Here is a 23,008-nt window from a genome sequence, read left to right as displayed (position 1 = left end):
AAAAGATTTGAAATACTTACTATATATACTTTTAACTTTAACATTATTTTCTTGTAAAAAAGAAGAAACCCAACAAGTAAAAAAAACGATTGAAAAACCAGAACCAATTATCAAAGATTTTGGTATCATTTTTAACGATTACAAGGTAAAAATAGACACCTTAAAATCTGGTGACACTTTCAGTACAATTTTAGATGGTTATGAACTAAATAACAATTCTACTTTTCAAGTAACAGAAAAAATTCGAGATTCATTTAACCTTCGTTCAATAAAAGCCGGAAAGCCTTACTACCTTTTTTTAGACAAAAAAAATAACAAAAATTTAGAATATTTTGTTTATGTAAAAAATAGAACTAGCTATTTGGTTGTAGATTTTAGAGATTCAACAGAAGTTGTTCAAGAAAAAGTTAGACCATCAACTATTAAGAGAAGAACGATTGCTGCCGAAATTGAAGGATCATTGTCAGAAACTTTAAGTAAAGAAGGTGTCAGTGCTGGAGTTGCTTCCAATTTGGCTAAGATATTTGAATATTCTATAGATTTCTTTAAAATTCAGAAAGGAGATAAGTTTGCAATAACTATTAACGAACGTTTTATTGAAGACTCAATTTATGATGGTGTTCTGGATGTTGAAGCTTCATATTTCGAATATAAAGGAAAAAAAATCTATGCTTTTCCATATAGAATGACAGATAGTCAAAAATATCCGGATTATTATGATGAAGAAGGAAAGGGACTTAAAAATATGTTCCTAAAAGCGCCTTTAGATTTCTTTAGAATTTCTTCAAAATTTTCTGGTAGACGTTTTCATCCTGTGCAACAAAGATGGAAAGCACATAACGGAACAGATTATGCAGCACCACACGGAACGCCAATTAAAACAACAGCTTCTGGGGTGGTTGAAAGAACTGGTTACACAGCAGGAAATGGAAATTATGTAAAAGTTAGACATACTCCAACTTATTCAACGCAATACCTTCACATGTCTAAAATTCTAGTTAAAAACGGACAACGAGTTTCACAAGGGCAAGTGATTGGAAAAGTAGGTAGCACTGGTTTAGCAACTGGACCACATGTTTGTTATCGTTTTTGGAAAAATGGTGTGCAAGTTGATCCATTAAGACTAAATCTGCCAAATGCTGAGCCAATGGATAAAGCCCATAAGGCAAAATATTTAGCAAAAATTGCCCCGTTAAAAAAAGAATTAGATAGCGCTACAGCCTTAAAATTTAAAGAATAACAAAAAATATGTCTTTACAAAACATCAACCCATCAACAACTGAAGCTTGGCAAAAACTTCGTGATCATTTTTATGATATGCAAACCAATTCTATTAAAGAAATGTTTGCTAATGACTCTCAAAGAGCAGAAAAATTTCATATTCAATGGGAAGACTTTTTAGTCGATTATTCAAAAAACAACATCAATAAAAAAACAATTGATTTGTTACTTGAATTAGCGAATGAAACAGGTTTAAAGCAAGCTATAATCTCTTATTTTTCAGGAGAAAACATAAATCAAACAGAAGATAGAGCTGTGCTTCATACTGCCTTAAGAGCGAATGAAAATGATGAGATTTTTGTAGATGGAAAAAATGTAATACCAGAAATTTTTCAAGTTAAAGAGAAAATTCAAGTTTTTTCAAATGAAGTAATTTCAGGAAACAAAAAAGGATTTACAAACAAAGCCTTTACAGATATAGTAAATATAGGAATTGGTGGTTCAGATCTTGGTCCAGCAATGGTTGTTGAAGCCCTTCAGTATTATAGCAATGACTTAAATATACATTTTGTTTCTAATGTAGATGGTGATCATGTTAACGAAATCATCAAAAAATTAAATCCAGAAACAACTTTATTTGTAATAGTTTCCAAAACATTTACCACACAAGAAACACTTTCTAATGCAGAAACAATTAGAGAATGGTTTTTAAAATCTGCAAGACAAGAAGATGTAGCCAAACATTTTGTGGCAGTTTCAACTAACGTAGAAAAAGTAACCGGTTTTGGAATAAATCCAGAAAACATTTTCCCTATGTGGGATTGGGTTGGAGGAAGATTTTCACTTTGGTCAGCTGTTGGTTTGTCAATAAGTTTAGCCGTTGGCTTCGATAATTTTAATGCTTTACTAAAAGGAGCTAATAAAATGGATTCACATTTTAAAGAAACTTCTTTTGAAAACAATATTCCTGTTGTTTTAGGCCTAATTAGTATTTGGTATAATAACTTTTTTGGTGCGGAAACAGAAGCTATAATTCCTTATACTCAATATTTACAAAAACTAGCGCCATACTTGCAACAAGGAATTATGGAAAGTAACGGTAAAAGTATAGGTAGAGATGGAAATCCTGTAAACTATCAAACAGGTACAATTATTTGGGGAGAACCAGGTACAAATTCGCAACACGCTTTTTTTCAATTAATACACCAAGGAACAAAATTAATTCCAACCGATTTTATTGGTTATAAAGAATCTCTTTACGTAAATAAAGACCATCACGATAAATTAATGTCAAACTTTTTTGCCCAAACAGAAGCTTTATTAATGGGTAAATCGGAAAGTCAAGTAAAAGCAGAATTTGTTAAACAAGGAATTTCTGAAGAAAAAGTAGAATTTTTAGTACCATTTAAAGTGTTTAGAGGAGATAAGCCTACTAATACATTGTTAATAGATAAACTTACACCTGAATCTTTAGGCTCATTAATTGCCTTATACGAGCACAAAATATTTGTACAAGGGATTATTTGGAATATTTTTAGTTACGATCAATGGGGAGTTGAATTAGGCAAGCAATTAGCTAATTCAATTTTAGAGGAAATTAATACTAAATTGATCAAAACACATGATAGCTCAACAAAAAACTTGTTAAATTCTTTCATAAAGCATAATTAATAGTTTGCTTGAATTGTTAATCTTTTGTTAACATTAGAGTTGATTTTTGAATTTATTTTTGTAAAAATATTTAAAAACAATCTTAATGAAAAATTTTACTAATGTTTGTCTAGTTTTGATAACAATGCTTACGGCATCTTCGTTATTCGCTCAAACAAAAATTACAGGAGTTATTATGGATGGTGAATTTAATGAATCATTAGCAGGAGCTAATGTATTTGTTAAAGGCACACAAGTTGGTACAACAACAGATTTAGACGGAAAGTTTGAATTAACAATTACAGAAACTACAGGAACTATAGTGGTTTCTTTCTTAGGTTTTGAAACTAAATCAGTTTCTTTCAATGCTACTTCAAAATCAATTGATTTAGGAAGTATTCAATTAAACCCAGATGCTAATCAATTAACTGAAATAGTTTTAGTTGGTAAAGGTATTATTGACTTAGCGGCCGATAGAAAAACACCAATCGCTGTTTCAACTATTAAAACTGCAGAAATTCAAGCAAAAATTGGAACTGCCGATGTAACTCAACTTCTTGTTAACACTCCTTCAGTTTATGTTGCAGGACAATCAGGAGGTTATGGAGATTCTAGAATTACTGTTCGTGGTTTTCAACAAGATAACACAGCATTCTTATTAAATGGACAACCAATTAATGGAATGGAAGATGGTAAGATGTATTGGTCAAACTGGTCAGGTATGGCTGACATTGCAAATGTTATACAAATTCAAAGAGGATTAGGTTCTTCAAAATTAGCAATTTCTTCAGTAGGAGGAACAGTTAACTTTGTAACAAAAGCAACTGATAAAAAAGAAGGTGGTTTTACCTCTTTTGGAGTTGCAAATAACGATTATTTCAAATCTACAGTAGGTTATAATACTGGAATTATGAAAAATGGTTTTGGAGCAAGTGTGATGTTGTCTCATTGGCAAGGTGATGGTTATAATGACGGGACAAAAGGAGAAGGTCAAAATTATTTCATCTCTTTTGGATATAAAGCAAATGCGAAGCATAGTTTTAATTTCTTATTAACTGGTGCGCCTCAATACCACGATCAAAATTTCACAAAAGCAATAAGTACATATTTAAAATATGGAAGAAGATATAATAACAATTGGGGGACATTAAATGGTGTTTATAAAACGGAAAGAAGAAACTTTTATCACAAACCAGTTGCCAATCTAAACTGGGATTTTGATATTAATGATAAAACATCTTTGTCTACAGTATTATATGCTTCATGGGGACGTGGAGGAGGAACAGGTGGTTACGGAAGTAGCGTAAGAACTTCAACAGGTAACATTGATTTTGACGCTATTTATGCTAATAACCAAACGGCACCGGGTGGAATAGGAAGTTTTTCAAATACACCAAAAAACTATGTAGTTCGTTCTTCTATGAATAATCACGCTTGGTATGGTATGGTTACTAATTTGAAAAAAGAACTTACAGAGAATTTATCTTTAAACTTAGGGATTGATTTAAGAACTTATAACGGAGATCATTACAGACAAGTAAGTAATTATTTGGGATTAAACGGTTGGTATGAAACTAGAAAATTAAGAGATAATACTGATTTACCAACTTCAACTGTCGCTTCTAATACTGTTAATGAAGGATTTACAACTAACCCTTGGGCTTCATTTTTCAATACTGCAGCAGATAATCAAAAAATAGATTATGACTATAGTGAAACTATTTCTTATGGTGGATTATTTGGGCAATTAGAATATGCTAAAGATAATTTTTCTGCATTCTTTCAAGGTTCTCTTTCTAATCAATCACACCAAAGATTTGATTATTATGATTATTTACCAGAATTCACAGATTCTAAAAAAGTAAATAATGTTGGTTATAATGTAAAAGGTGGTGCAAGTTATGTTGTTGCTGAACAACATTCATTTTACGCTAATGCTGGTTTGTATTCTCGTCAACCTTACCACGATAATATTTATTTAAACTACACAAATGCACTAAACCCTTTAACTTCAAATGAAGATGTACTTGGTTTTGAAGCAGGTTACGGATTTAAATCTAAATATTTTAGTGCTAATTTAAATTTATACAGAACTTCTTGGAAAAATAGAGTAACTTCTACTTCTGGAGTATTATCTGCTCCTGCAACAATAGGAACAACAAATTTAAATGCAGGAGATTTAGTGTATACATCTAGTCAAAATGATGAGCAACTTCATTCGGGTGTAGAACTTGATTTTGTGTTTAGACCATTAGAATCTTTAGATATTAAAGGTTTTGCTTCTTTAGGAAATTGGGAATACAAAGGAAACGCTGTTCAAAGAAAATTTGATGAAAATCAAACTCTTTTAGATCAGACTAATACTGATATTGATGGAGGTAAAGTAGGAGATGCTGCTCAAACAACATGGGGATTAGGAGCTAAATATAAAATAGTTAAAAACTTTTCTATAGATGCAGATTGGAGAAACTATGATAATTTATATGCAAATGTTGCTGCTAATAAAGAAAATATTGAATTACCTAGTTATGATTTAGTGGATGCAGGTATCTCTTATAGAATGTTAGTAGGAGAAAACAACAAAAATTCAATTGATTTTAGAATCAACATGAATAATGTTTTTAACGAAGTATATTTATCTGAAATTACTCAATCTTTTTCTTCTGGAAACGTTAACGGTATTTTTCCAGCTAATGACACAGATCCTTCATACAAAGGAATTAATGTTAAAAACAGTGCTTTCTTTGGTTTAGGAAGAACTTGGAATGTTTCTATCAAATATAATTTCTAATCTTTTTTTTAGATACTTTTTAATTACAATAAAAACCCTTTTGACAGAAATGTTAAAAGGGTTTTATTTTTTTACTATATTTGTTTTAACCTTTAAAACAAACTAATTATGTATCAAACTCTTCAATCATTACATTCTACTTTAGCTTACATAGCTTTAGCAGTATTATTACTAGCGGTTATCAATGCAATTTATGGTTTATCAAACAAAAAGTTATTTGCTACAAAAGACTTAAGATTATCACTTTTTGCCTTAATATTTTGCCACATACAACTATTGATTGGATTGATTCTTTACTTTGTTTCTGAAAAAGGATTTAAAGCTTTCGCAATTGAAGGAGCAATGAAAAACCCTGAACTAAGATTGACTATGTTAGAGCATCCACTAATTAATATTATCGCAATAGCTTTAATTACAATAGGTTGGTCAAAACATAAAAAACAAGAAAGTCAAAACGGAAAATTTAAAAAAATAGCTCTTTTTTATACTTTAGGACTAATTTTAATTTTATCAAGATTACCTTGGTCTAGTTGGATGGCATAGTTATTGAATAGCTCCTACAAGAATCTTAACCTACATAACAAGCTTCATTTTAATGGTTGCTTAAAATTTTTGTTATGAAAAATAATATATTAATTGGGGTTTTTGTATCGTTTATTGCCTTGTTTAGCTTGACTAATTCAACCAATAAGTTTATTAAATTAAATAAAAGAGTTTATCCCTACGATACAATTAAAGTTATTGATACAATTGTAGTTGATACAATAGATTTTGCAGTTGTAATGCATAAAGAAAATGCTCATGCATCCTATTATGCGGATAGATTTACAGGAAGAAAAACGGCAAGTGGAGCAATTTTTGACAATAACAAACTTACTTGCGCACACAAGACACTTCCATTTGGGACTAGGTTAAAGGTAACTTCAATAAAAACAGGAAAGTCTGTAATTGTAACAGTTACCGATAGAGGTCCTTTTGTAAAAGGGAGGCATATAGATCTGTCAAAAAAAGCTTTTATGCAAATAGCTCCAGATAGATATGGTGGACACATACAAGTTAATATCGAAATTATAAAAGATTAAAATCAGCGAAAGCTGATTTTTTTTTTTGCTCTAAAGTTTAACAAAAATTTATGTTCGGTTAGTTCTGTAGTTTACGAACCAAAATTATCTTTGCAGAAATATTTTTACAATGCAAGAAGAAAAACAAGAATTAATAGAAATGTTTGGTATTCATTTCGAACATCAATACAATATAGCACCACTTGCAGCTAGAATTTTAGGGTTTTTAATAATTGATGGCTGTAAATCAGGTTTGACTTTTGAAGAATTAGTTTGTAAACTAAAAGCAAGTAAGAGTTCAATATCTACAAATTTGAACTTATTACAAAAAATGAACCTAATTAACTATTTCACTATTTCTGGAGATAGAAAAAAATATTTTAAAGCTGCTCCTTTAAGCCAACGATTAAAAAACTATTTAAAGTTAGTTGATAGTGAAAAAATATTAATTGAAAGGCTTATTAATTATAGAGAAAAAAATATTTCTTGTACACAAGAAAATGTAAACCTTCAAAATAGTTACGCTTATAAAGAACATATTTTAAAAGTTGAAGAGTTGTTAAATAATTCGATAAATAAATTTAAAGAAATAGAAATCCAAAACCAACAAAGTAAATAAAATTTCACCATGAAAAAGAAAATATTTTTTTTAAGTAGCTTACTACTAACAATTAGTTTGCTCTCTTGTAATAACAAACAAGATGAGAAAAAAGAAAGTGCTCCAATGCCTTATAAAGTTGTTCAAGTGTCAAAAGACAGCACCACTTTGTTAGCAGAATATCCAACAAAACTTGAAGGTGTAACAGATATTGATATTCGACCAAAATTAGATGGTTATATTGAAAAAATTTACGTTGATGAAGGTCAAGTAGTAAAAAAAGGGCAAATACTCTTTAAGTTAGAAACACAAACAGCAACTCAAGATGCTGCAGCTGCAAAAGCAAAAGTAGATGCTGCTCAAGTTGAGGTTAGTAGGTTAAAACCTCTTGTTGATCGCAAAATAATCAGCGATGTTCAGTTAGCAACAGCTAAGGCTAATCTATCTAGTGCAAAAAGCACTTATCAAAGTATTGTTGCACGTATAAACTATGCTACAATAACAAGTCCAGTAAACGGAATTGTAGGTACTTTGCCTCTTAGAATTGGAAGTTATGTAAGCAGTCAAACAGTAGAGCCTTTAACAAGGATTTCAGATATAAGCCAAGTTTTCGCGTACTTTTCAGTTAATGAAAAACAACAATTAGACATTATGATAAACGCAGAAGGGAAAACGTTTCAAGATAAAATCGAAAAAATGCCTGCAGTCAAATTAGTTTTAATTAATGGTACAGTATATGAAGAATTAGGAAAAATTGAAACTTTTAGCGGCCAAGCAAACACTCAAACAGGTTCTTTCAATGTGAGAGCAAGTTTTCCAAATCCAAACAGATTATTGCGTTCAGGTGGAAGTGGAATTATTCAAATTCCTACTGGCTTGAAAGATGTAATTTTAATTCCTCAAAATGCAACCATAGAATTACAAGATAAACGAATTGCCCTAATTGTTGACAAGGAAAACAAAGTAAAATTTGTCTCAATTGAAGTTCGAGCAGTTCCAGGAGGTAAATTTTTTGTTGTTGATAAAGGTTTAAATACAAACGATAAGTTTCTTGTAGAAGGAGTTGGAATTATTACTGAAGGAACACAAATAAAACCAGAAGTAATAGACTTAAAAGAATTAGACAACCCAAAAAAATAATTAAAAACTAACAAACTATGTTTTCAAAATTTATTGACAGACCAGTATTGTCAACGGTGATTTCTATTATCATCGTTATATTGGGGGTTTTAGGGTTAATCTCGCTTCCAGTCTCACAATATCCAGAAATAGCTCCTCCAACAGTAACAGTATCTGCTAGTTATCAAGGTGCAAGTGCTGGAGTTGTAATGAATTCAGTTGTAATTCCATTAGAAGAACAGATTAATGGTGTGGAAGACATGAGTTACATGACTTCTACTTCAAATAATGATGGTTCAGCATCTATTAATATTTATTTTAAGTTAGGGACAAATCCAGATTTAGCGGCTGTTAATGTTCAAAATAGAGTCTCTCGTGCTACACCTTTATTGCCTCAAGAGGTAACTAAAGCAGGTGTAACAACATCCAAAAGACAAAGTGACAACATCTTAATTGTTTCTTTGTATAGTGAAAACCCTGAGTATGATGATACATTTCTTCAAAATTACGCGAACATTAATATTTTACCAAAAATTAAGCGTGTACCAGGAGTTGGTGATGCAGTAATCTTTGGACAAAGAGATTACTCCATGCGTATTTGGTTGAAACCCGATGTAATGGCTGCTTATGGACTTATTCCTTCAGATGTATCAACATTGTTAGCAGAACAAAATATTGAAGCAGCACCAGGACAATTAGGGGAAAGTGGTGATCAATCTTTTCAATATGCTTTAAAGTACAAAGGTCGTTTACAAAGTACAGAAGAATTTGAACAAATTGTTGTTAAATCTACTGAAAGTGGAGAAGTGCTTTTGTTAAAAGATGTAGCAAGAATTGAACTTGGTGCAGTTAGTTATGCAGGGAGCGCAAATACAAATGGTAACAAATCAGTTGCTATTGCTATTGCTCAAACGGCAGGTTCAAATGCACAAGAAGTTATTGAAGGTTCTTTAAAAGTATTAGATGATTCTTCAGTTAGTTTTCCAAAAGGAGTAAAATATACAACCTTAATTAATGCAAATGATTTCTTAGAGGAATCTATAACTAAAGTTATTCATACATTAATTGAAGCTTTTTTATTGGTATTCTTAGTAGTTTTTGTTTTCTTACAAGATTGGAGATCGACACTTATTCCAGCTATATCGGTACCAGTAGCTATTATTGGAACATTCTTTTTCTTGAGTTTGTTTGGCTTTACTATTAATTTACTAACATTATTTGCATTGGTACTTGCCGTCGGAATCGTGGTGGATGATGCTATTGTAGTAGTGGAAGCCGTTCATGCCAAAATGGAAGCAGGAGAAAAAGACCCTAAAAAGGCAGCTCATAGTGCGATGAATGATATTAGTAGTGCTATTATTTCGATCACTCTAGTTATGTCTGCAGTTTTTATACCAGTATCATTTATTAGTGGTTCTGCGGGAGTTTTCTATAAACAATTTGGATTAACTTTAGCCGTTGCAATTGTGTTATCTGCAATTAATGCCCTTACACTCTCACCTGCTTTATGTGCCATTTTCTTAAAACCTCACAATGAGGAAGAAAAGAAAAAAGGATTCTTACAGCGTTTTTATTCAACATTTAATATTGCTTTTGAAGCAACAACAATTAAATACCGAAAATCGGTACAGTTTTTTATCAAACGAAAATGGGTTGCCTTTTTAGGAATAGCCGTTTTCGCTGGAATATTTGTCTTACTATTAAATATCACACCAAAAGCATTTGTGCCTGGTGAAGATACTGGTGCAATTTTATCTGATGTGTCGCTTCCTCCAGGAACTTCACTTGAAAGAACGGAAGAAGTACTATTACAAATAGAAAATAAAGTTAAGGATATTCCTGAAATTAAAGAAGTACTGCGAATTTCTGGAAGAAGTTTAATTAGTGGAACAGGAAGTAATTACGGAATGGTAATCGTAAAATTAAAATCCTGGGCAGATCGTCCTGACGCAAATCAAGAGATTACTGCGGTTGTTGGAGATCTGTTTAAACGTGCTGCAGCTGTTAAAGACGCAAAAGTATTATTCTTTGCTCGTCCAACATTAGTAGGGTTTGGTTTTACAAATGGATTTGAATTTCAGTTGCAAGATCAAAAGGGAGGAACAATTGAGGAACTAAGTGCGGTTAACAATAAATTTCTTGCAGCTTTAAACAGTCGTCCAGAAGTTAAATACGCGGCCACTTCATTTTCTCCTAATTATCCTCAATATCTTATTAATCTGAATGTAGCAGCCATTAAAAATTCGGGCTTATCAGTCTCGGACGTTTTAGGAACTATGCAAGGTTATTATGGAGGAGTATATGCTTCTAACTTTAATAAATTCGGAAAACAATACCGAGTTATCTATCAGTCTGATCCAAAATTTAGAACGGATCCAGAATCTCTAAATAGTGTAATGGTTAGGAACAATAAAGGACAAATGGCACCAATTTCTCAATTTGTGACTTTAGAGAAAGTATTTGGGCCACAAGCTATTGAACGTTTTAATTTATTTACATCTATTAAAATTACGGGTGCTCCTAATGACGGATTTAGTACTGGTGATGCAATTGCAGCAGTACAAGAAGTAGCTAGTGAAAGTTTGCCAATTGGTTATGGTTATGAATTCTCAGGTTTAACCCGTGAAGAAATTAGTGCAGGTGGACAAACGCTTTATGTTTTCTTATTGTGTTTAATATTTGTTTATTTCTTATTAGCTGCTCAATATGAAAGTTATATGTTGCCTTTCGCTGTTTTATTATCCTTACCTATTGGTTTAGCAGGAGCTTACATTTTTGCCTATTTCTTTAATGTAAGTAATAATATCTACCTACAAATTACTTTAATTATGCTTATTGGTTTATTAGCCAAGAATGCCATCCTTATTGTTGAATATGCGGCTGATGCACGACGAAAAGGCTGGAGTATTCAACAAGCTGCATTGCAAGGAGCAACAGCACGTTTACGCCCTATTTTAATGACTTCATTTGCCTTTATTTTTGGATTAATGCCTTTAATGTTAGCTAGAGGAGCAGGAGCAGTAGGAAATAAAGCCATTGGAACTGGTGCAATTGGTGGAATGTTGATAGGAACCATATTAGGAGTTTTTGTAATTCCGGTTTTATTTATCATTTTCCAAGGCTTACAAGAAAGAGTGAGTAGCAAAACTATCGAAACAACTAAAGGAGAAACTGAAAATTTATAAGCACACATCATGAAAAAACAACATATAATCAAAGGAAGTCTTTTAGTTTTTACCATGTTTGTAGTACAATCATGTTTTGTAGCTAAAGACTATGAAAAGCCAGAAGTAAAAACAGATAATTTGTACCGAACAGAACAAGTCGCTGATAGTGCATCATTAGCTAAAATGTCTTGGGATAAAATGTTCACAGATATATTACTTCAAAACCACATCAAAGAAGCTATTCAAAATAACTTGGATATGAAAATTGCCTTGCAAAATATGGCAGCTGCTGAAGCTACTATGAAACAAGGTAAAGCAGGTTATTTCCCAACTGTAAACGGAAATGCTACTTGGACACATCAAGAAATTTCTCAGAACAGTCAGTTTGGACGTTTATTTAGCAGTGTTGACCAATACGAATTATCTGCAAAATTATCTTGGGAAGCAGATATTTGGGGAAAAATTAGAAGTAATAAAAGAGCAACAGCCGCTAAGTTTTTAGAATCAGCTGTGGCTCGTCAAGCGGTTCAAACCGAATTGGTAGCAAATGTGGCTTCTGTATATTACCAATTATTGGCTTTAGATGCTCAAATTAATGTGGTTACAGCTACTTTAGAAAATAGAAATACTAGCGTTGAAGTTATCAAAGCCTTAAAAGAAGCAGGGAATGTTAATGAAGTTGCGGTAAAACAAACAGAAGCACAAAAATATGCCGCTCAAATTATACTAGAAGATCTAAAATATAATGTCAAAGTTTTAGAAAATACATTTAATCAATTGTTAGGAAAAGCGCCAAATTCAGTTGAGAGAAGTTTGTTTGAAAATCAAAAGATAGATGCAGAAATTAAAACAGGTTTGCCTGCTTTTTTATTAAGTAAAAGACCAGATGTTGTAGCTGCTGAATTAAATTTTAGAAATACTTTTGAATTAACAAATGTAGCTAGAAGTTCTTTTTATCCTTCTTTAACTTTAAATGCAACAGGAGGTTTACAAGCTTTAGAGTTGAAAGATTGGTTTAGTACAAAGTCACTTTTTGCAAGTATTATTACAGGATTAACACAACCAATTTTTAATCAAAGACAAAATAAAACAAGGTTAGAAGTGGCTCAAGCCAATCAACAAAAAGCTTATTTGCAATTTGAAAAATCGTTATTAGTTGCTGGAAAAGAAGTTTCAGATGCATTAGCAAATTATGAAAATGAAACGAATAAACTTGTGATCAGAAAAAAACAAGTTGAAGCTTTAAAAACAGCTGCTGATTATTCAGATGAATTATTACAATATGGAATGGTAAATTATTTAGAAGTATTAACAGCAAAAGACAACGCTTTAAATACAGAAATCAGTTATATAGACAATAAATATAAACAGCTTAATGCGGTAATTACGCTTTATAAAGCTTTAGGTGGTGGTAATTAATTCAAAAAAAATCCTGCTTTTGCAGGATTTTTTATTTAAATAGAAATGAAAGAAGAAATAATTCAAAAAGCATTAAATCATTTTCTTAAAAATGGTAGTAAAGTAATTACAATGGATGATATTGCTCATGAATTTGGATTGTCAAAGAAAACGCTCTATGATATGTTCGAAAATAAAGAAGCTCTTATCAATGATGCAGTTGACTTGTTGTGGAAAGATTACTTAAATGATGTAAATGATATTTTAAAAACTACTAAAAACCCAATTCAAAAAACAATACTTATTTATGAAAGAGCTATCGCCATTATAATTACAGTTGAACCTGTTTTTATAGTTAGTTTAAGAAAGTATCACAACAAAGTGATGTCTAAGTATTCTAACAATAGAAGTGATTTAATAAATAACATTGTGCTTCCTTTATTAATGGAAGCAAAGAGTCAAAATCAAATAGAATCAACTATAAATTTAGTGTTGTTTTGCGCAGTTAATTTTAAAGAATTTGATGAAAGAATTTGGAAAAACTTCTTTTTTGATAAATATTCAAAAGAAGAAATATTGGAATATTTTATTATAAGAAGGTTAAGAGGAATTCTCTCTAAAGACTATTTATATTTAGCTCAAGTAAAATAAGTTACCAATTCATAAAAGGATTTTTACTCAAATAAGCATTATAATATCTTTCATCACCAGTAACTTCCTTACCAAGCCAATCTGGTTTTTCAAAAGATTCATTTTCTGATTGCAATTCTATTTCGGCAATAGTAAGTCCTTTGTTTTCGCCATCAAAAATATCCACTTCAAAAGTATGCTTGCCAATTTCAATATCATAACGAATTTTGTCAATTACACCACTTTCACATATTTGTAATAAGCTTTCAGCTTCTTTTACATCAATTTCTTTTTCCCATTCCATTCTGCTCAAACCACTTTCGTTGCTTTTTCCTTTGATAGTTAAATAGCCTTTTTTTCCTTTGATGCGAACCCTAACTGTCCTTTCTGGAACTGAAGACAAATAACCTTGAACTATTCTGTTTTGTGTTTTAAATTGTTTTAAAAAGACATCAGAATTGACTAAAAATTTGCGTTCGATTTCTATCATTGGTATTGTTTTATTTTATAATTTCGACTAATTTAAGAAATGATTTTTTAATACAACTAATTCATTCAATTTATGAATGTAAGGCATCAGTTTCAACAAGATAAATCTATTAAGGAACTCTTTGAAAATCATTTCAATAAGGACGTTTATGCTGATGAGAAATTATTATTTCTTGTTGATTTAATTCACGTTTTTAGACCAAAAAAACCACAAGAAGTTAAACAAATTTCATTGGGTGAATTTATTGAATTTCTTCAAGCCAATCCAAATCATATTGTTCTCTTTAGAAATTACTTTAAAACTATAATAAACAAAAATAAGTTTTCTAGGCTTTTAACAGATTCTGGAATTCTAAATGATAATCACTTTTTAAGCGAAATTAAAAAGAGAATATTTGAAAAATTTTTACCTTTTCAGCCCGAAAAAGGAACACTTCAATTTGTGTTAAATCAAGTTTTTTATTTGAGTACTGATCCAATTTGGATAAATAAAATTCCTTATGATCAAATTGTTGTCATGTATGAATTATTAGGGTTTAAAGATATTTATGGCAATATAAAAGAAGAAACTCCTTTCTCTGAAATTGTTTTAGCCATGCAAATTCTAGCTCAAAGAATGAGTGGTAGAGCTTTAGAAAATGATGTAATTAAAATGGTGCCAGAATATTCTAATTTTGAAAGTCCTTTTTTAGGTTTTGAAAAGGAGTTAAATCATTTGGAAAATAGTATTAGAACCAATAATTATCATTACATAAACTCATCTGAATTGGTTTATAAGCAACTTTTGCTACTACATAAACAATGTAATGACTTTGTAGATAAAGCCTTTTTAAACAGCTCTAAATACGGAATTTCACTAACCGTTAATCAAAGTTTACTTCGGATTAGGCAACAATTAATTAGAATTAAAGAATTGTTGCCACTAATCGTTGTAGAAACAGATGAAGATAAAGTACGAAATAGCACACTAGTCTTATTGAAACTTATTCGATACAATTGCTATAGGAACAACATTAGAAAACTACTTTTAGAAAGTACCCAATTAATTTCTTATGAAATAACACAACACACAGCAAAATCAGGACAAAAATATATTACAGATGGTTATAAAGAATATTTTACCATCTTCTACAAAGCAATAGGTGGTGGTTTTATTGTTGGTTTTTTGTGTTTGTTTAAATTATTATTTTCAAAAGTAGAGACTTCAGCTTTTGGACATGCTTTTTTGTATAGTTTTAATTATGCCTTTGGATTTATTTTGATTTTTTTATTGGGTTTTACATTAGCAACGAAGCAACCAGCAATGACTGCTGCAACTATTGCTCAAACTCTTGATGAAGGAATGAAAAATAAAAACCAAGCAAAGGATAAACACAACCTATTTGCTAGATTATTTGCTCGTATTTTTAGAACTCAGTTTATTGCTTTTGTGGGAAATGTTCTTTTTGCTTTTCCAATTTCTTTATTCTTAATTTGGTTCTTAGATTTTTTATTAGGAACAAATTTAGCTGAATCAAAAGCAGAAAAATTAATAACTGATTTAAGTCCAATTCATTCCTTAGCGATTATTCATGCGGTAATTGCTGGAATTTACTTGTTCTTGTCTGGAATAATTTCTGGAAACATTTCAAACAGAAATAAACATTATCAAGTAGCTTACCGAATTCAGGAAAATCCTTTTCTAAAACAAACTTTTGGGATTCAAAAAACAAAAAATATATCCAATTGGGTTAATGATAATTGGGCTGGCGTAATTTCAAATATGTGGTTTGGTGTGTTACTAGGAAGCACAGGTTCATTAGGAATTTTCTTTGGGCTAAACCTAGACATTCGCCACATCACATTTGCTAGTGGAAACTTTGCTTTAGGCTTATACGGAAATCATTTTTCTATTGATTTTTGGGCTTTATTTTGGACTATTATTGGAATTGCATTGATTGGTTTCATCAATTTTATTGTTAGTTTCACACTTTCTATGTTTTTGGCATTGCGTTCAAGAGATATTCCTTTGTCCGAATTACATTTGCTAAATAAATCGATATTCAATTACTTTAAAAAAGCACCTTTAAACTTCTTTTTTCCATTAAAAGACAAAGTAATTTAATAATTTTACAGAAAGCCTAACTAATGTCAATTCCTCAACGAAAAATTATTCACGTGGATATGGATGCCTTTTATGCATCGGTAGAACAAATGGACTTTCCTGAACTTCAAGGAAAACCATTAGCCGTTGGTGGAAGTGAAAATAGAGGAGTAGTTAGTGCTGCAAGTTATGAAGCTAGAAAATTTGGAGTAAGAAGCGCTATGAGTGGCATTCAAGCGAAAAGAAACTGTCCTGAATTAATTTTCGTGCCACCTAGATTTGATCGCTATAAAGAAATCTCCAAAAAAATTAGAAAAATTTTCTTCGATTATTCTGATTTAGTTGAGCCACTTTCACTTGATGAAGCTTATTTAGATGTAACTGTAAATAAAAAAGACAACCCAAGTGCTTCATTAATTGCTCAAGAAATTAGACAACGAATTTTTGATGAAGTTGGACTAACAGCTTCAGCAGGAATTTCAGTGAATAAATTTGTAGCCAAAATCGCGTCTGATTATAACAAACCCAACGGTCAAAAAACAGTAAATCCAGATGAAGTGGAATCATTTTTAGAAGTTTTAGACATTAAAAAATTCTATGGAATTGGTAAAGTCACTGCCGAAAAATTTTATCAATTAGGAATTTTTACGGGTTATGATTTAAAACAAAAACCACTTGAATATTTAGAAAAACATTTTAAAAATAGTGCACAATATTATTACAATATTTCAAGAGGAATTCATAATACTGCTGTAAAACCTAACAGAACTGTTAAGTCATTTGGTGCCGAGAGAACTTTTAACGAGAACCTTTCTTCTGAAATTTATATGGAAGAGCGTTTGTTAAATATTGCCAAGGAATTAGAAAAACGATTACAGAAAAGTAAAATATCAGGAAAAACATTAACTTTAAAAATCAAATATTCTGATTTCTCACTTCAAACTAGAAGTAAAACCTTACCTTATTACATAAGTGATAAACATTTATTATTCGATGTTGCCAAAGGATTATTATATCAAGAAAGATTAAAGAATTCTGTTAGATTACTTGGAATTTCTGTCAATAACCTTAATAATGAAGAAAAGAAAGCAAAAGATATTCCAAAAAGTGTATCAGTGCAGTTGCAATTTGATTTCAAATAAGGTTTAACAAGAGTTAAAGTTCTTATTTGTTTTTTGTTAATCCAATATTTATACTAATTTTATTCCAAATTTATTATAATCATGGAATTTTTAACATACGATAACGCAGCAGCAAAATATTATTCAGAGCTAGAAATCAAGACATTGCCCTTAGTCTCTTGGGATTTCTTCTCACAAAATTTTTCTAATAATCAAGTAACTATTTTAGATAATTCAGTATTAAATAAATTAGAAACCAAAAACAATTGGGAAACTACTTGGGATTTTAATTATATGTTGCAAAATGAAACGGTAATAGTAGTAACAGATTCAAAATTAAAAATAGTTTTTGCTTCAGAAAATATCAATAAAATGAATGGTTATAACCCTAATGAAGTAATAGGTAAGACTCCAAGAATGTTTCAAGGAAAAGACACAGATACTGCTGTTTCAAACGAAATAAGATTAGCCATTCAAAATCAAAAACCGTTTGACAAAGTAGTTTTAAATTACCGCAAAGATGGTTCCATTTATAAATGTCACATTCAAGGGCATCCTGTTTTTAACCGAAAAGGAAAATTAATAAACTTTATCGCATTTGAAAAAATTGCAGCTTAAAACAAAACGCATAAAAAAAGGCATTCAATTGAATGCCTTTTTTTATGTCTATAATAATTTGTTAATCTCGACTTGAAAGTTTTGCGAATAACCTTAAAAATTCAACATACAACCAAACTAATGTAATCATTAATCCCATTGAAGCAAACCATTCCATGTATTTAGGTGCTTTGGACTGTGATCCTTTTTCAATCATATCGAAATCTAAAAATAAATTTAGAGCCGCAACTACAATTACAAAAACACTAATTCCAATACTCATTAATGAGTTTCCTTGATGAATTGGTTGAAAAGTCATAAACATCGAAGCAATCCATGAAATTAAATAGAATGCGAAAATTGCCATAGTAGCACCAATAACAACAGATTTAAAAGTTTCAGTAACTTTTACAATATTGTATTTGTACAAACCAAAACAAACCAAGAAAGTTATAAACGTAGCACTAACGGCTTGAATTGCTAATCCTGGATACATTGCTTCAAAAACAGCAGATAATCCACCAATAAATAATCCTTCAAATAAAGCATAAGCAGGAGCTGTGTATGGAGAGGTTGTTGGTTTAAAGGAAGCGATCAAAACTAATATTAGTCCGACAATTCCACCACCAATTGTAAAAATCATTGGGTTGTAGCCATTTCCAACTAACCACCAACTTACAAGAGCAGTTGATAATAACATAAATAACATAGTAAAACTCTTATTGATTGTTCCGCTAACTGTCATTGTTTCTTGATGAACTGCAATAGCATCATCATTTGTTCTACTAGTGTTTTTAAATTTATTTTCTTTCAAAAACGGATTACTAGATTTAAATTCCATATTTTTTTATTTTATGAATCAAATATATAAAAATTATTCAATTTCAGAAACACGAAGTGTATTAACCATTCCTTTATTGGCAATTGGCATTGCAGCTAGATTGACCAACATATCACCTTTTTTAACGTATCCTTTTTCTTGAGCAATTTTGTTAATGTCTTCTACAGTATCATCAGTGCTTAGGAATTTGTCATAAAAGAAAGCTTTAACACCCCAAAGTAAATTCAATTGTGTTAAAATACGTTCATTAGATGTAAATACTAAAATTTGTGATTTTGGTCTCCATGCAGAAATTTGAAAAGCCGTATAACCACTATTTGTTAAAGTTGAAATTACTTTTGCATCAATATCATTAGCCATAACAGCTGCATGATAACAGATAGATTTAGTGATAAAACGCTTAGTTCTTACATGAGGAGCATTTAAAGGTACTTGAATAAGTGGAGAATCTTCAACAGCTTCAATAATATTTGTCATTGTTTGAATAACTTGAACAGGATAACTACCAACAGAAGTTTCGCCAGAAAGCATTACAGCATCTGCACCATCCATAACAGAATTGGCAACGTCATTAACTTCTGCACGTGTTGGTGTTAAGCTAGTAATCATTGTTTCCATCATTTGAGTAGCAACAATTACTGGAATACGAGCAGTTTTTGCTCTATGAATTAATTGCTTTTGAATTAAAGGAACTTCATGAGCAGGAATTTCAACACCTAAATCACCACGAGCTACCATTAAACCATCACAATAAGCAACAATCTTATCAATATTTTCTACAGCTTCTGGTTTTTCAATTTTTGCTATAATTGGAATTTTATGGTCAGAATGTTTTGAAATTAAATCTTGTAATAACATCAAATCTTCTGGTGTTCTTACAAAAGATAAGGCCATCCAATCTACTTTGTTTTCAATAGCAAAAATGGCATCTTTAATATCCTTTTTGGTTAAAGCTGGTAAAGAAACCTTTGTATTAGGAAGGTTAACTCCTTTTTTAGATTTCAAAGGACCACCTTGAATAACTACTGCTTCAACTTCTGTTTTTTTGTCTGTTTTTAATACTTCAAAAATTAACTTTCCGTCGTCTAATAATATACGCTCACCTACATTTACATCTTTTGGGAATTCTTTATAATTCATGTACACTTTAGAAGCTGTTCCTAAAATGTCTTCAGCAGTTGTAAATGTGATTTTATCTCCTGTTGCAACAACAACATCTTCTTTCATAACACCAACTCTTAATTTTGGTCCTTGTAAATCGGCCAAAATAGAAGTTGTATATCCGTGTTCTTTGTTTAATTCTCGAATCATTGCAATACGTTCACTAACATCAGTATAATCTGCGTGAGAAAAATTTATTCTAAACACATTTACTCCTGCTTCTATCATGTCTTTTAGCACTTCTTTAGTGCTTGTAGCTGGTCCCAAAGTAGCAACTATTTTAGTCTTTTTGTTCGTTGGCATGGTTAAAAAATTAAATTACTTTTTGTTTTTATTTTATTTTTGTCTATTGTATAAGACATTGAAATTGAGTCTATTTTCGAAATAGTATGATTTATTTCATCAATTTTTAAAAAATTATCTTCAGTATCTACTTTTAGTATAAAATCTACTTTTTTATATTCAGGAACCATAAACATATATTGCTCATAATTTTCGAATAAAGAATTAGAATTGTTTTTTACTTTAATAATTGTTTTATTTTCTATTAAATTCCAAGAAGTTTCGTTTTCAGTATCAAAAAATATAAAACGATCAAATGATCCTTTCATTTTTTTTTCGGTCTTATCAATTGAATCAAAAAAATGAAATCTTGTGCTTAGATTTTTATTCAATAAAAAGGCAAGTTTGGTAACTTCAATAGTAGTATGAATTGCAATTAATTCATATTCAGTAGTTGAAAAATCTTCTAATTGTAATTTAAAAACTGCCATTTACACATAAATAAAGTGTAAATATACAGTATAATAAAGTTAATTAGACGTTAAAATAAATAAGAAATTGTTATTTTTTTAACGAAAACGATATAGCTAATTGCTAAATTCATTTATTTTCCTGTGATTTTTTCCTGTAATGCAAAATAAGCTCTTTGAGACGCTTTTTCTTCTGCTTTTTTCTTTGAGGTAGCTCTTGCTCTTGCAACTACTTTGTTGTCAATGAATAATTTGACACTAAAAAACTTTTGCCCTTCAACACCATTGTCTTCAATAAAATCAAAATGAAATACTTTTTTTTCTTTTTGACACCATTCAATTAATAAACTTTTATAACTAGTAATTTTTCCTTCTAACTTATCTAAATCCACATAAGGTTTGATGATTTTTTTCTCGATAAATTTTTCACATGTATCAAAACCTTTGTCTAAATAAATTGCACCAATAAATGCTTCAAACAAATTACCATGTATGTTTTCGCCAAAATTTGTAGGGGCAACTTTACTCTCAACAAATTGAATTAAATTAAAATCTCTACCCAATTCATTCAAATGTTCTCTACTAACTATTTTTGAACGCGTTTTTGTTAAATACCCTTCATCTCCAGTTGGAGCAGTTTTATATAAAAACGCGGAAATAACACTGCCTAAAATGGCATCACCAAGAAATTCTAAACGTTCATAGTTAAACGGATTTCCATTTGCATCTATAATATTTGTAGAACGATGGGTAAAGGCTTTTTTGTAATATTTTAATGTAACAGGTTTAAAACCTAGGATTTTGCTTATTTTTTCAAAAAAAATCCCGTCTTCTTGAGAACGGGATTTTGATACTATTTTTTTTATGAAATTCATGGATAAAATTAGTCTTCTAGTTTTTTAAATAATACACATGCATTGTGACCACCAAAACCAAAAGTATTACTCATGGCAACTTTGATTTCTCTTTTTTGCGCTTTGTTTAAAGTAAGATTTAATTCTGGATCAATTCTTTCATCTACAACTGTATGATTAATTGTAGGAGGAACAATTCCATGATTCATTGCTAAGATCGAGGCAATAGCTTCAATCCCACCTGCAGCTCCTAATAAGTGACCTGTCATAGATTTTGTTGAATTAATATTGATGTTTTTAGCATGATCACCAAAAACAGCTTTAATTGCTTTTAGTTCAGCGACATCACCTAACGGAGTAGAAGTTCCATGCGTATTGATGTGATCAACTTGCTCTGGTTTCATACCCGCATCGCGTAAAGTGTTTTCCATAACAGCAATAACCCCAATTCCTTCAGGATGTGGAGCTGTTAAATGATAAGCGTCTGATGACATTCCACCGCCACCAACTTCACAATATATTTTTGCACCACGTGCTTTTGCATGTTCATATTCTTCTAAAACTAATGCACCAGCACCTTCTCCAAGCACAAATCCATCTCTTGTAGCATCAAAAGGTCTTGAAGCTGTTTCTGGACTTTCATTTCTTGTTGATAAAGCTTGCATTGAGTTAAATCCACCCATTCCAGCTATAGTTACAGCTGCTTCAGAACCACCCGTTATAATTACATCACACATTCCTAAACGAATGTAGTTAAATGCATCAATAATTGCATTTGCCGAAGAGGCACAAGCAGAAACAGTTGTGTAATTTGGTCCCATAAAACCATTTCGCATAGAAATATGTGCGGGAGCAATATCAGCAATCATTTTTGGAATAAAGAAAGGGTTAAAGCGTGGCGTTCCATCACCAGCTGCATAACTCATTACTTCATCTTGAAAAGTTTGTAATCCTCCAATACCTGCACCCCAAATAACTCCAACCCTTTGTTTGTTTACATTGTCAGAAGTAATTCCAGCATCATTTATGGCCTCTTCACTTGCTGCAACAGCATATTGTGCAAATTTATCCATTCTACGAGCTTCTTTGCGATCCATAAAGTCTTCAATATTGAAGTTTTTAATTTCACAAGCAAACTTTGTTTTGTGCTTTTCTGTATCGTAATAAGTAATAGGTGCAGCACCACTTTTACCACTAATAAGTGCATCCCAATATTCTTGAATGTTATTTCCAATGGGAGTCAATGCTCCTAATCCAGTAACTACTACACGCTTTAATTGCATATATAAAATTTTTGGTTTATATAAAAAAACCCAAAGTGCTTTTAATACTAAACTAAAAGAAACAATGGGTATTACATAGTTTTTATTGTAATGATTGTAATACAATCAATGTTTTCAAACCGATAAAATCAATTAATGATTTAAATTAACTAGCAAATGCTAAAATAATAGCATCCACAATGAAAAAACTTT

At 30.8% G+C, this 23,008-nt stretch carries 19 protein-coding genes; 13 read left to right on the top strand and 6 right to left on the bottom strand.

Annotated features, from left to right (window positions below):
* Window positions 1–7 precede the first annotated feature (7 nt).
* The 10 genes from AACZ53_RS03145 (at window position 8) to AACZ53_RS03100 (ending at window position 13,656) form a co-directional block, all read left to right on the top strand.
* A complete protein-coding gene (locus tag AACZ53_RS03145) occupies window positions 8–1,240 on the top strand; it encodes a peptidoglycan DD-metalloendopeptidase family protein (protein WP_339834675.1) in 1,233 nt (410 codons plus the stop codon).
* Window positions 1,241–1,248: 8 nt separating this feature from the next.
* A complete protein-coding gene (pgi, locus tag AACZ53_RS03140) occupies window positions 1,249–2,892 on the top strand; it encodes a glucose-6-phosphate isomerase (protein ID WP_339834672.1) in 1,644 nt (547 codons plus the stop codon).
* 85 nt (window positions 2,893–2,977) lie between these two features.
* Complete coding sequence (locus AACZ53_RS03135; RefSeq protein WP_339834669.1) at window positions 2,978–5,662, top strand: carboxypeptidase-like regulatory domain-containing protein; 2,685 nt, start codon at window positions 2,978–2,980, stop codon at window positions 5,660–5,662.
* Between the two features lie 108 nt (window positions 5,663–5,770).
* Window positions 5,771–6,205, top strand: a complete 435-nt coding sequence (locus tag AACZ53_RS03130; protein WP_339834666.1) for a hypothetical protein — start codon at window positions 5,771–5,773, stop codon at window positions 6,203–6,205.
* A gap of 74 nt (window positions 6,206–6,279) precedes the next feature.
* Window positions 6,280–6,744, top strand: a complete 465-nt coding sequence (locus AACZ53_RS03125) for a septal ring lytic transglycosylase RlpA family protein (RefSeq protein WP_339834664.1) — start codon at window positions 6,280–6,282, stop codon at window positions 6,742–6,744.
* 109 nt (window positions 6,745–6,853) lie between these two features.
* Entirely contained in the window at window positions 6,854–7,342 is a 489-nt protein-coding gene (locus AACZ53_RS03120) for a hypothetical protein (RefSeq protein WP_339834661.1), read from the top strand.
* A 9-nt stretch (window positions 7,343–7,351) separates the two neighbouring features.
* Window positions 7,352–8,461: an efflux RND transporter periplasmic adaptor subunit gene (locus AACZ53_RS03115; RefSeq protein WP_339834658.1), complete on the top strand. Its 1,110-nt coding sequence runs from the start codon at window positions 7,352–7,354 to the stop codon at window positions 8,459–8,461.
* Window positions 8,462–8,478: 17 nt separating this feature from the next.
* Complete coding sequence (locus tag AACZ53_RS03110) at window positions 8,479–11,625, top strand: efflux RND transporter permease subunit (RefSeq protein WP_339834656.1); 3,147 nt, start codon at window positions 8,479–8,481, stop codon at window positions 11,623–11,625.
* Window positions 11,626–11,634: 9 nt separating this feature from the next.
* On the top strand, window positions 11,635–13,026 hold the full coding sequence (locus AACZ53_RS03105; RefSeq protein WP_339834653.1) for a TolC family protein: 1,392 nt from the start codon (window positions 11,635–11,637) through the stop codon (window positions 13,024–13,026).
* 45 nt (window positions 13,027–13,071) lie between these two features.
* A complete protein-coding gene (locus AACZ53_RS03100; protein WP_339834650.1) occupies window positions 13,072–13,656 on the top strand; it encodes a TetR/AcrR family transcriptional regulator in 585 nt (194 codons plus the stop codon).
* 1 nt (window position 13,657) lies between these two features.
* Here the strand turns inward: AACZ53_RS03100 and AACZ53_RS03095 are convergent, their stop codons facing one another.
* Window positions 13,658–14,125: a CYTH domain-containing protein gene (locus tag AACZ53_RS03095; RefSeq protein ID WP_339834647.1), complete on the bottom strand. Its 468-nt coding sequence runs from the start codon at window positions 14,123–14,125 to the stop codon at window positions 13,658–13,660.
* 72 nt (window positions 14,126–14,197) lie between these two features.
* Here AACZ53_RS03095 and AACZ53_RS03090 point away from each other — a divergent pair, with 72 nt between their 5' ends.
* The 3 genes from AACZ53_RS03090 to AACZ53_RS03080 all read left to right on the top strand — a co-directional run bounded on the left by AACZ53_RS03090 (window position 14,198) and on the right by AACZ53_RS03080 (window position 17,946).
* Window positions 14,198–16,228, top strand: a complete 2,031-nt coding sequence (locus AACZ53_RS03090; protein WP_339834645.1) for a recombinase — start codon at window positions 14,198–14,200, stop codon at window positions 16,226–16,228.
* Between the two features lie 23 nt (window positions 16,229–16,251).
* The gene (gene dinB / locus AACZ53_RS03085) at window positions 16,252–17,349 is read left to right on the top strand and encodes a DNA polymerase IV (protein WP_339834642.1); all 1,098 of its coding nucleotides are present in this window, start codon (window positions 16,252–16,254) and stop codon (window positions 17,347–17,349) included.
* Window positions 17,350–17,430: 81 nt separating this feature from the next.
* Window positions 17,431–17,946 (top strand): PAS domain-containing protein, encoded by a 516-nt coding sequence (locus AACZ53_RS03080; RefSeq protein ID WP_339834640.1) that lies wholly within the window; start codon window positions 17,431–17,433, stop codon window positions 17,944–17,946.
* A gap of 61 nt (window positions 17,947–18,007) precedes the next feature.
* Here AACZ53_RS03080 and AACZ53_RS03075 read toward each other — a convergent pair whose 3' ends face one another.
* The 5 genes from AACZ53_RS03075 to fabF all read right to left on the bottom strand — a co-directional run bounded on the left by AACZ53_RS03075 (window position 18,008) and on the right by fabF (window position 22,816).
* Window positions 18,008–18,766: a Bax inhibitor-1/YccA family protein gene (locus tag AACZ53_RS03075; RefSeq protein WP_339834638.1), complete on the bottom strand. Its 759-nt coding sequence runs from the start codon at window positions 18,764–18,766 to the stop codon at window positions 18,008–18,010.
* Between the two features lie 33 nt (window positions 18,767–18,799).
* Entirely contained in the window at window positions 18,800–20,230 is a 1,431-nt protein-coding gene (gene pyk, locus AACZ53_RS03070) for a pyruvate kinase (RefSeq protein WP_339834637.1), read from the bottom strand.
* A gap of 2 nt (window positions 20,231–20,232) precedes the next feature.
* A complete protein-coding gene (locus tag AACZ53_RS03065; RefSeq protein WP_339834636.1) occupies window positions 20,233–20,700 on the bottom strand; it encodes an IPExxxVDY family protein in 468 nt (155 codons plus the stop codon).
* A gap of 113 nt (window positions 20,701–20,813) precedes the next feature.
* Window positions 20,814–21,554: a ribonuclease III gene (rnc, locus tag AACZ53_RS03060; RefSeq protein ID WP_339834635.1), complete on the bottom strand. Its 741-nt coding sequence runs from the start codon at window positions 21,552–21,554 to the stop codon at window positions 20,814–20,816.
* An 8-nt stretch (window positions 21,555–21,562) separates the two neighbouring features.
* A complete protein-coding gene (gene fabF / locus AACZ53_RS03055) occupies window positions 21,563–22,816 on the bottom strand; it encodes a beta-ketoacyl-ACP synthase II (RefSeq protein ID WP_339834632.1) in 1,254 nt (417 codons plus the stop codon).
* Between the last annotated feature and the right edge of the window lie 192 nt (window positions 22,817–23,008).

Origin of the sequence: uncultured Flavobacterium sp., from assembly GCF_963975005.1 — a bacterium.
In the GTDB taxonomy this organism is placed as follows: Bacteria; Bacteroidota; Bacteroidia; order Flavobacteriales; family Flavobacteriaceae; genus Flavobacterium.
This window is presented reverse-complemented; position numbering and strand designations above follow the sequence as displayed.

Bases quoted from the DNA above. Each gene is read 5' to 3' on its own strand.
- pgi (WP_339834672.1), top strand. From the start codon at position 1,249: ATGTCTTTACAAAACATCAACCCATCAACAACTGAAGCTTGGCAAAAA.
- AACZ53_RS03135 (WP_339834669.1), top strand. From the start codon at position 2,978: ATGAAAAATTTTACTAATGTTTGTCTAGTTTTGATAACAATGCTTACG.
- AACZ53_RS03130 (WP_339834666.1), top strand. From the start codon at position 5,771: ATGTATCAAACTCTTCAATCATTACATTCTACTTTAGCTTACATAGCT.
- AACZ53_RS03125 (WP_339834664.1), top strand. From the start codon at position 6,280: ATGAAAAATAATATATTAATTGGGGTTTTTGTATCGTTTATTGCCTTG.
- AACZ53_RS03120 (WP_339834661.1), top strand. From the start codon at position 6,854: ATGCAAGAAGAAAAACAAGAATTAATAGAAATGTTTGGTATTCATTTC.
- AACZ53_RS03115 (WP_339834658.1), top strand. From the start codon at position 7,352: ATGAAAAAGAAAATATTTTTTTTAAGTAGCTTACTACTAACAATTAGT.
- AACZ53_RS03110 (WP_339834656.1), top strand. From the start codon at position 8,479: ATGTTTTCAAAATTTATTGACAGACCAGTATTGTCAACGGTGATTTCT.
- AACZ53_RS03105 (WP_339834653.1), top strand. From the start codon at position 11,635: ATGAAAAAACAACATATAATCAAAGGAAGTCTTTTAGTTTTTACCATG.
- AACZ53_RS03100 (WP_339834650.1), top strand. From the start codon at position 13,072: ATGAAAGAAGAAATAATTCAAAAAGCATTAAATCATTTTCTTAAAAAT.
- AACZ53_RS03095 (WP_339834647.1), bottom strand. From the start codon at position 14,125: ATGATAGAAATCGAACGCAAATTTTTAGTCAATTCTGATGTCTTTTTA.
- AACZ53_RS03090 (WP_339834645.1), top strand. From the start codon at position 14,198: ATGAATGTAAGGCATCAGTTTCAACAAGATAAATCTATTAAGGAACTC.
- dinB (WP_339834642.1), top strand. From the start codon at position 16,252: ATGTCAATTCCTCAACGAAAAATTATTCACGTGGATATGGATGCCTTT.
- AACZ53_RS03080 (WP_339834640.1), top strand. From the start codon at position 17,431: ATGGAATTTTTAACATACGATAACGCAGCAGCAAAATATTATTCAGAG.
- AACZ53_RS03075 (WP_339834638.1), bottom strand. From the start codon at position 18,766: ATGGAATTTAAATCTAGTAATCCGTTTTTGAAAGAAAATAAATTTAAA.
- pyk (WP_339834637.1), bottom strand. From the start codon at position 20,230: ATGCCAACGAACAAAAAGACTAAAATAGTTGCTACTTTGGGACCAGCT.
- AACZ53_RS03065 (WP_339834636.1), bottom strand. From the start codon at position 20,700: ATGGCAGTTTTTAAATTACAATTAGAAGATTTTTCAACTACTGAATAT.
- rnc (WP_339834635.1), bottom strand. From the start codon at position 21,554: ATGAATTTCATAAAAAAAATAGTATCAAAATCCCGTTCTCAAGAAGAC.
- fabF (WP_339834632.1), bottom strand. From the start codon at position 22,816: ATGCAATTAAAGCGTGTAGTAGTTACTGGATTAGGAGCATTGACTCCC.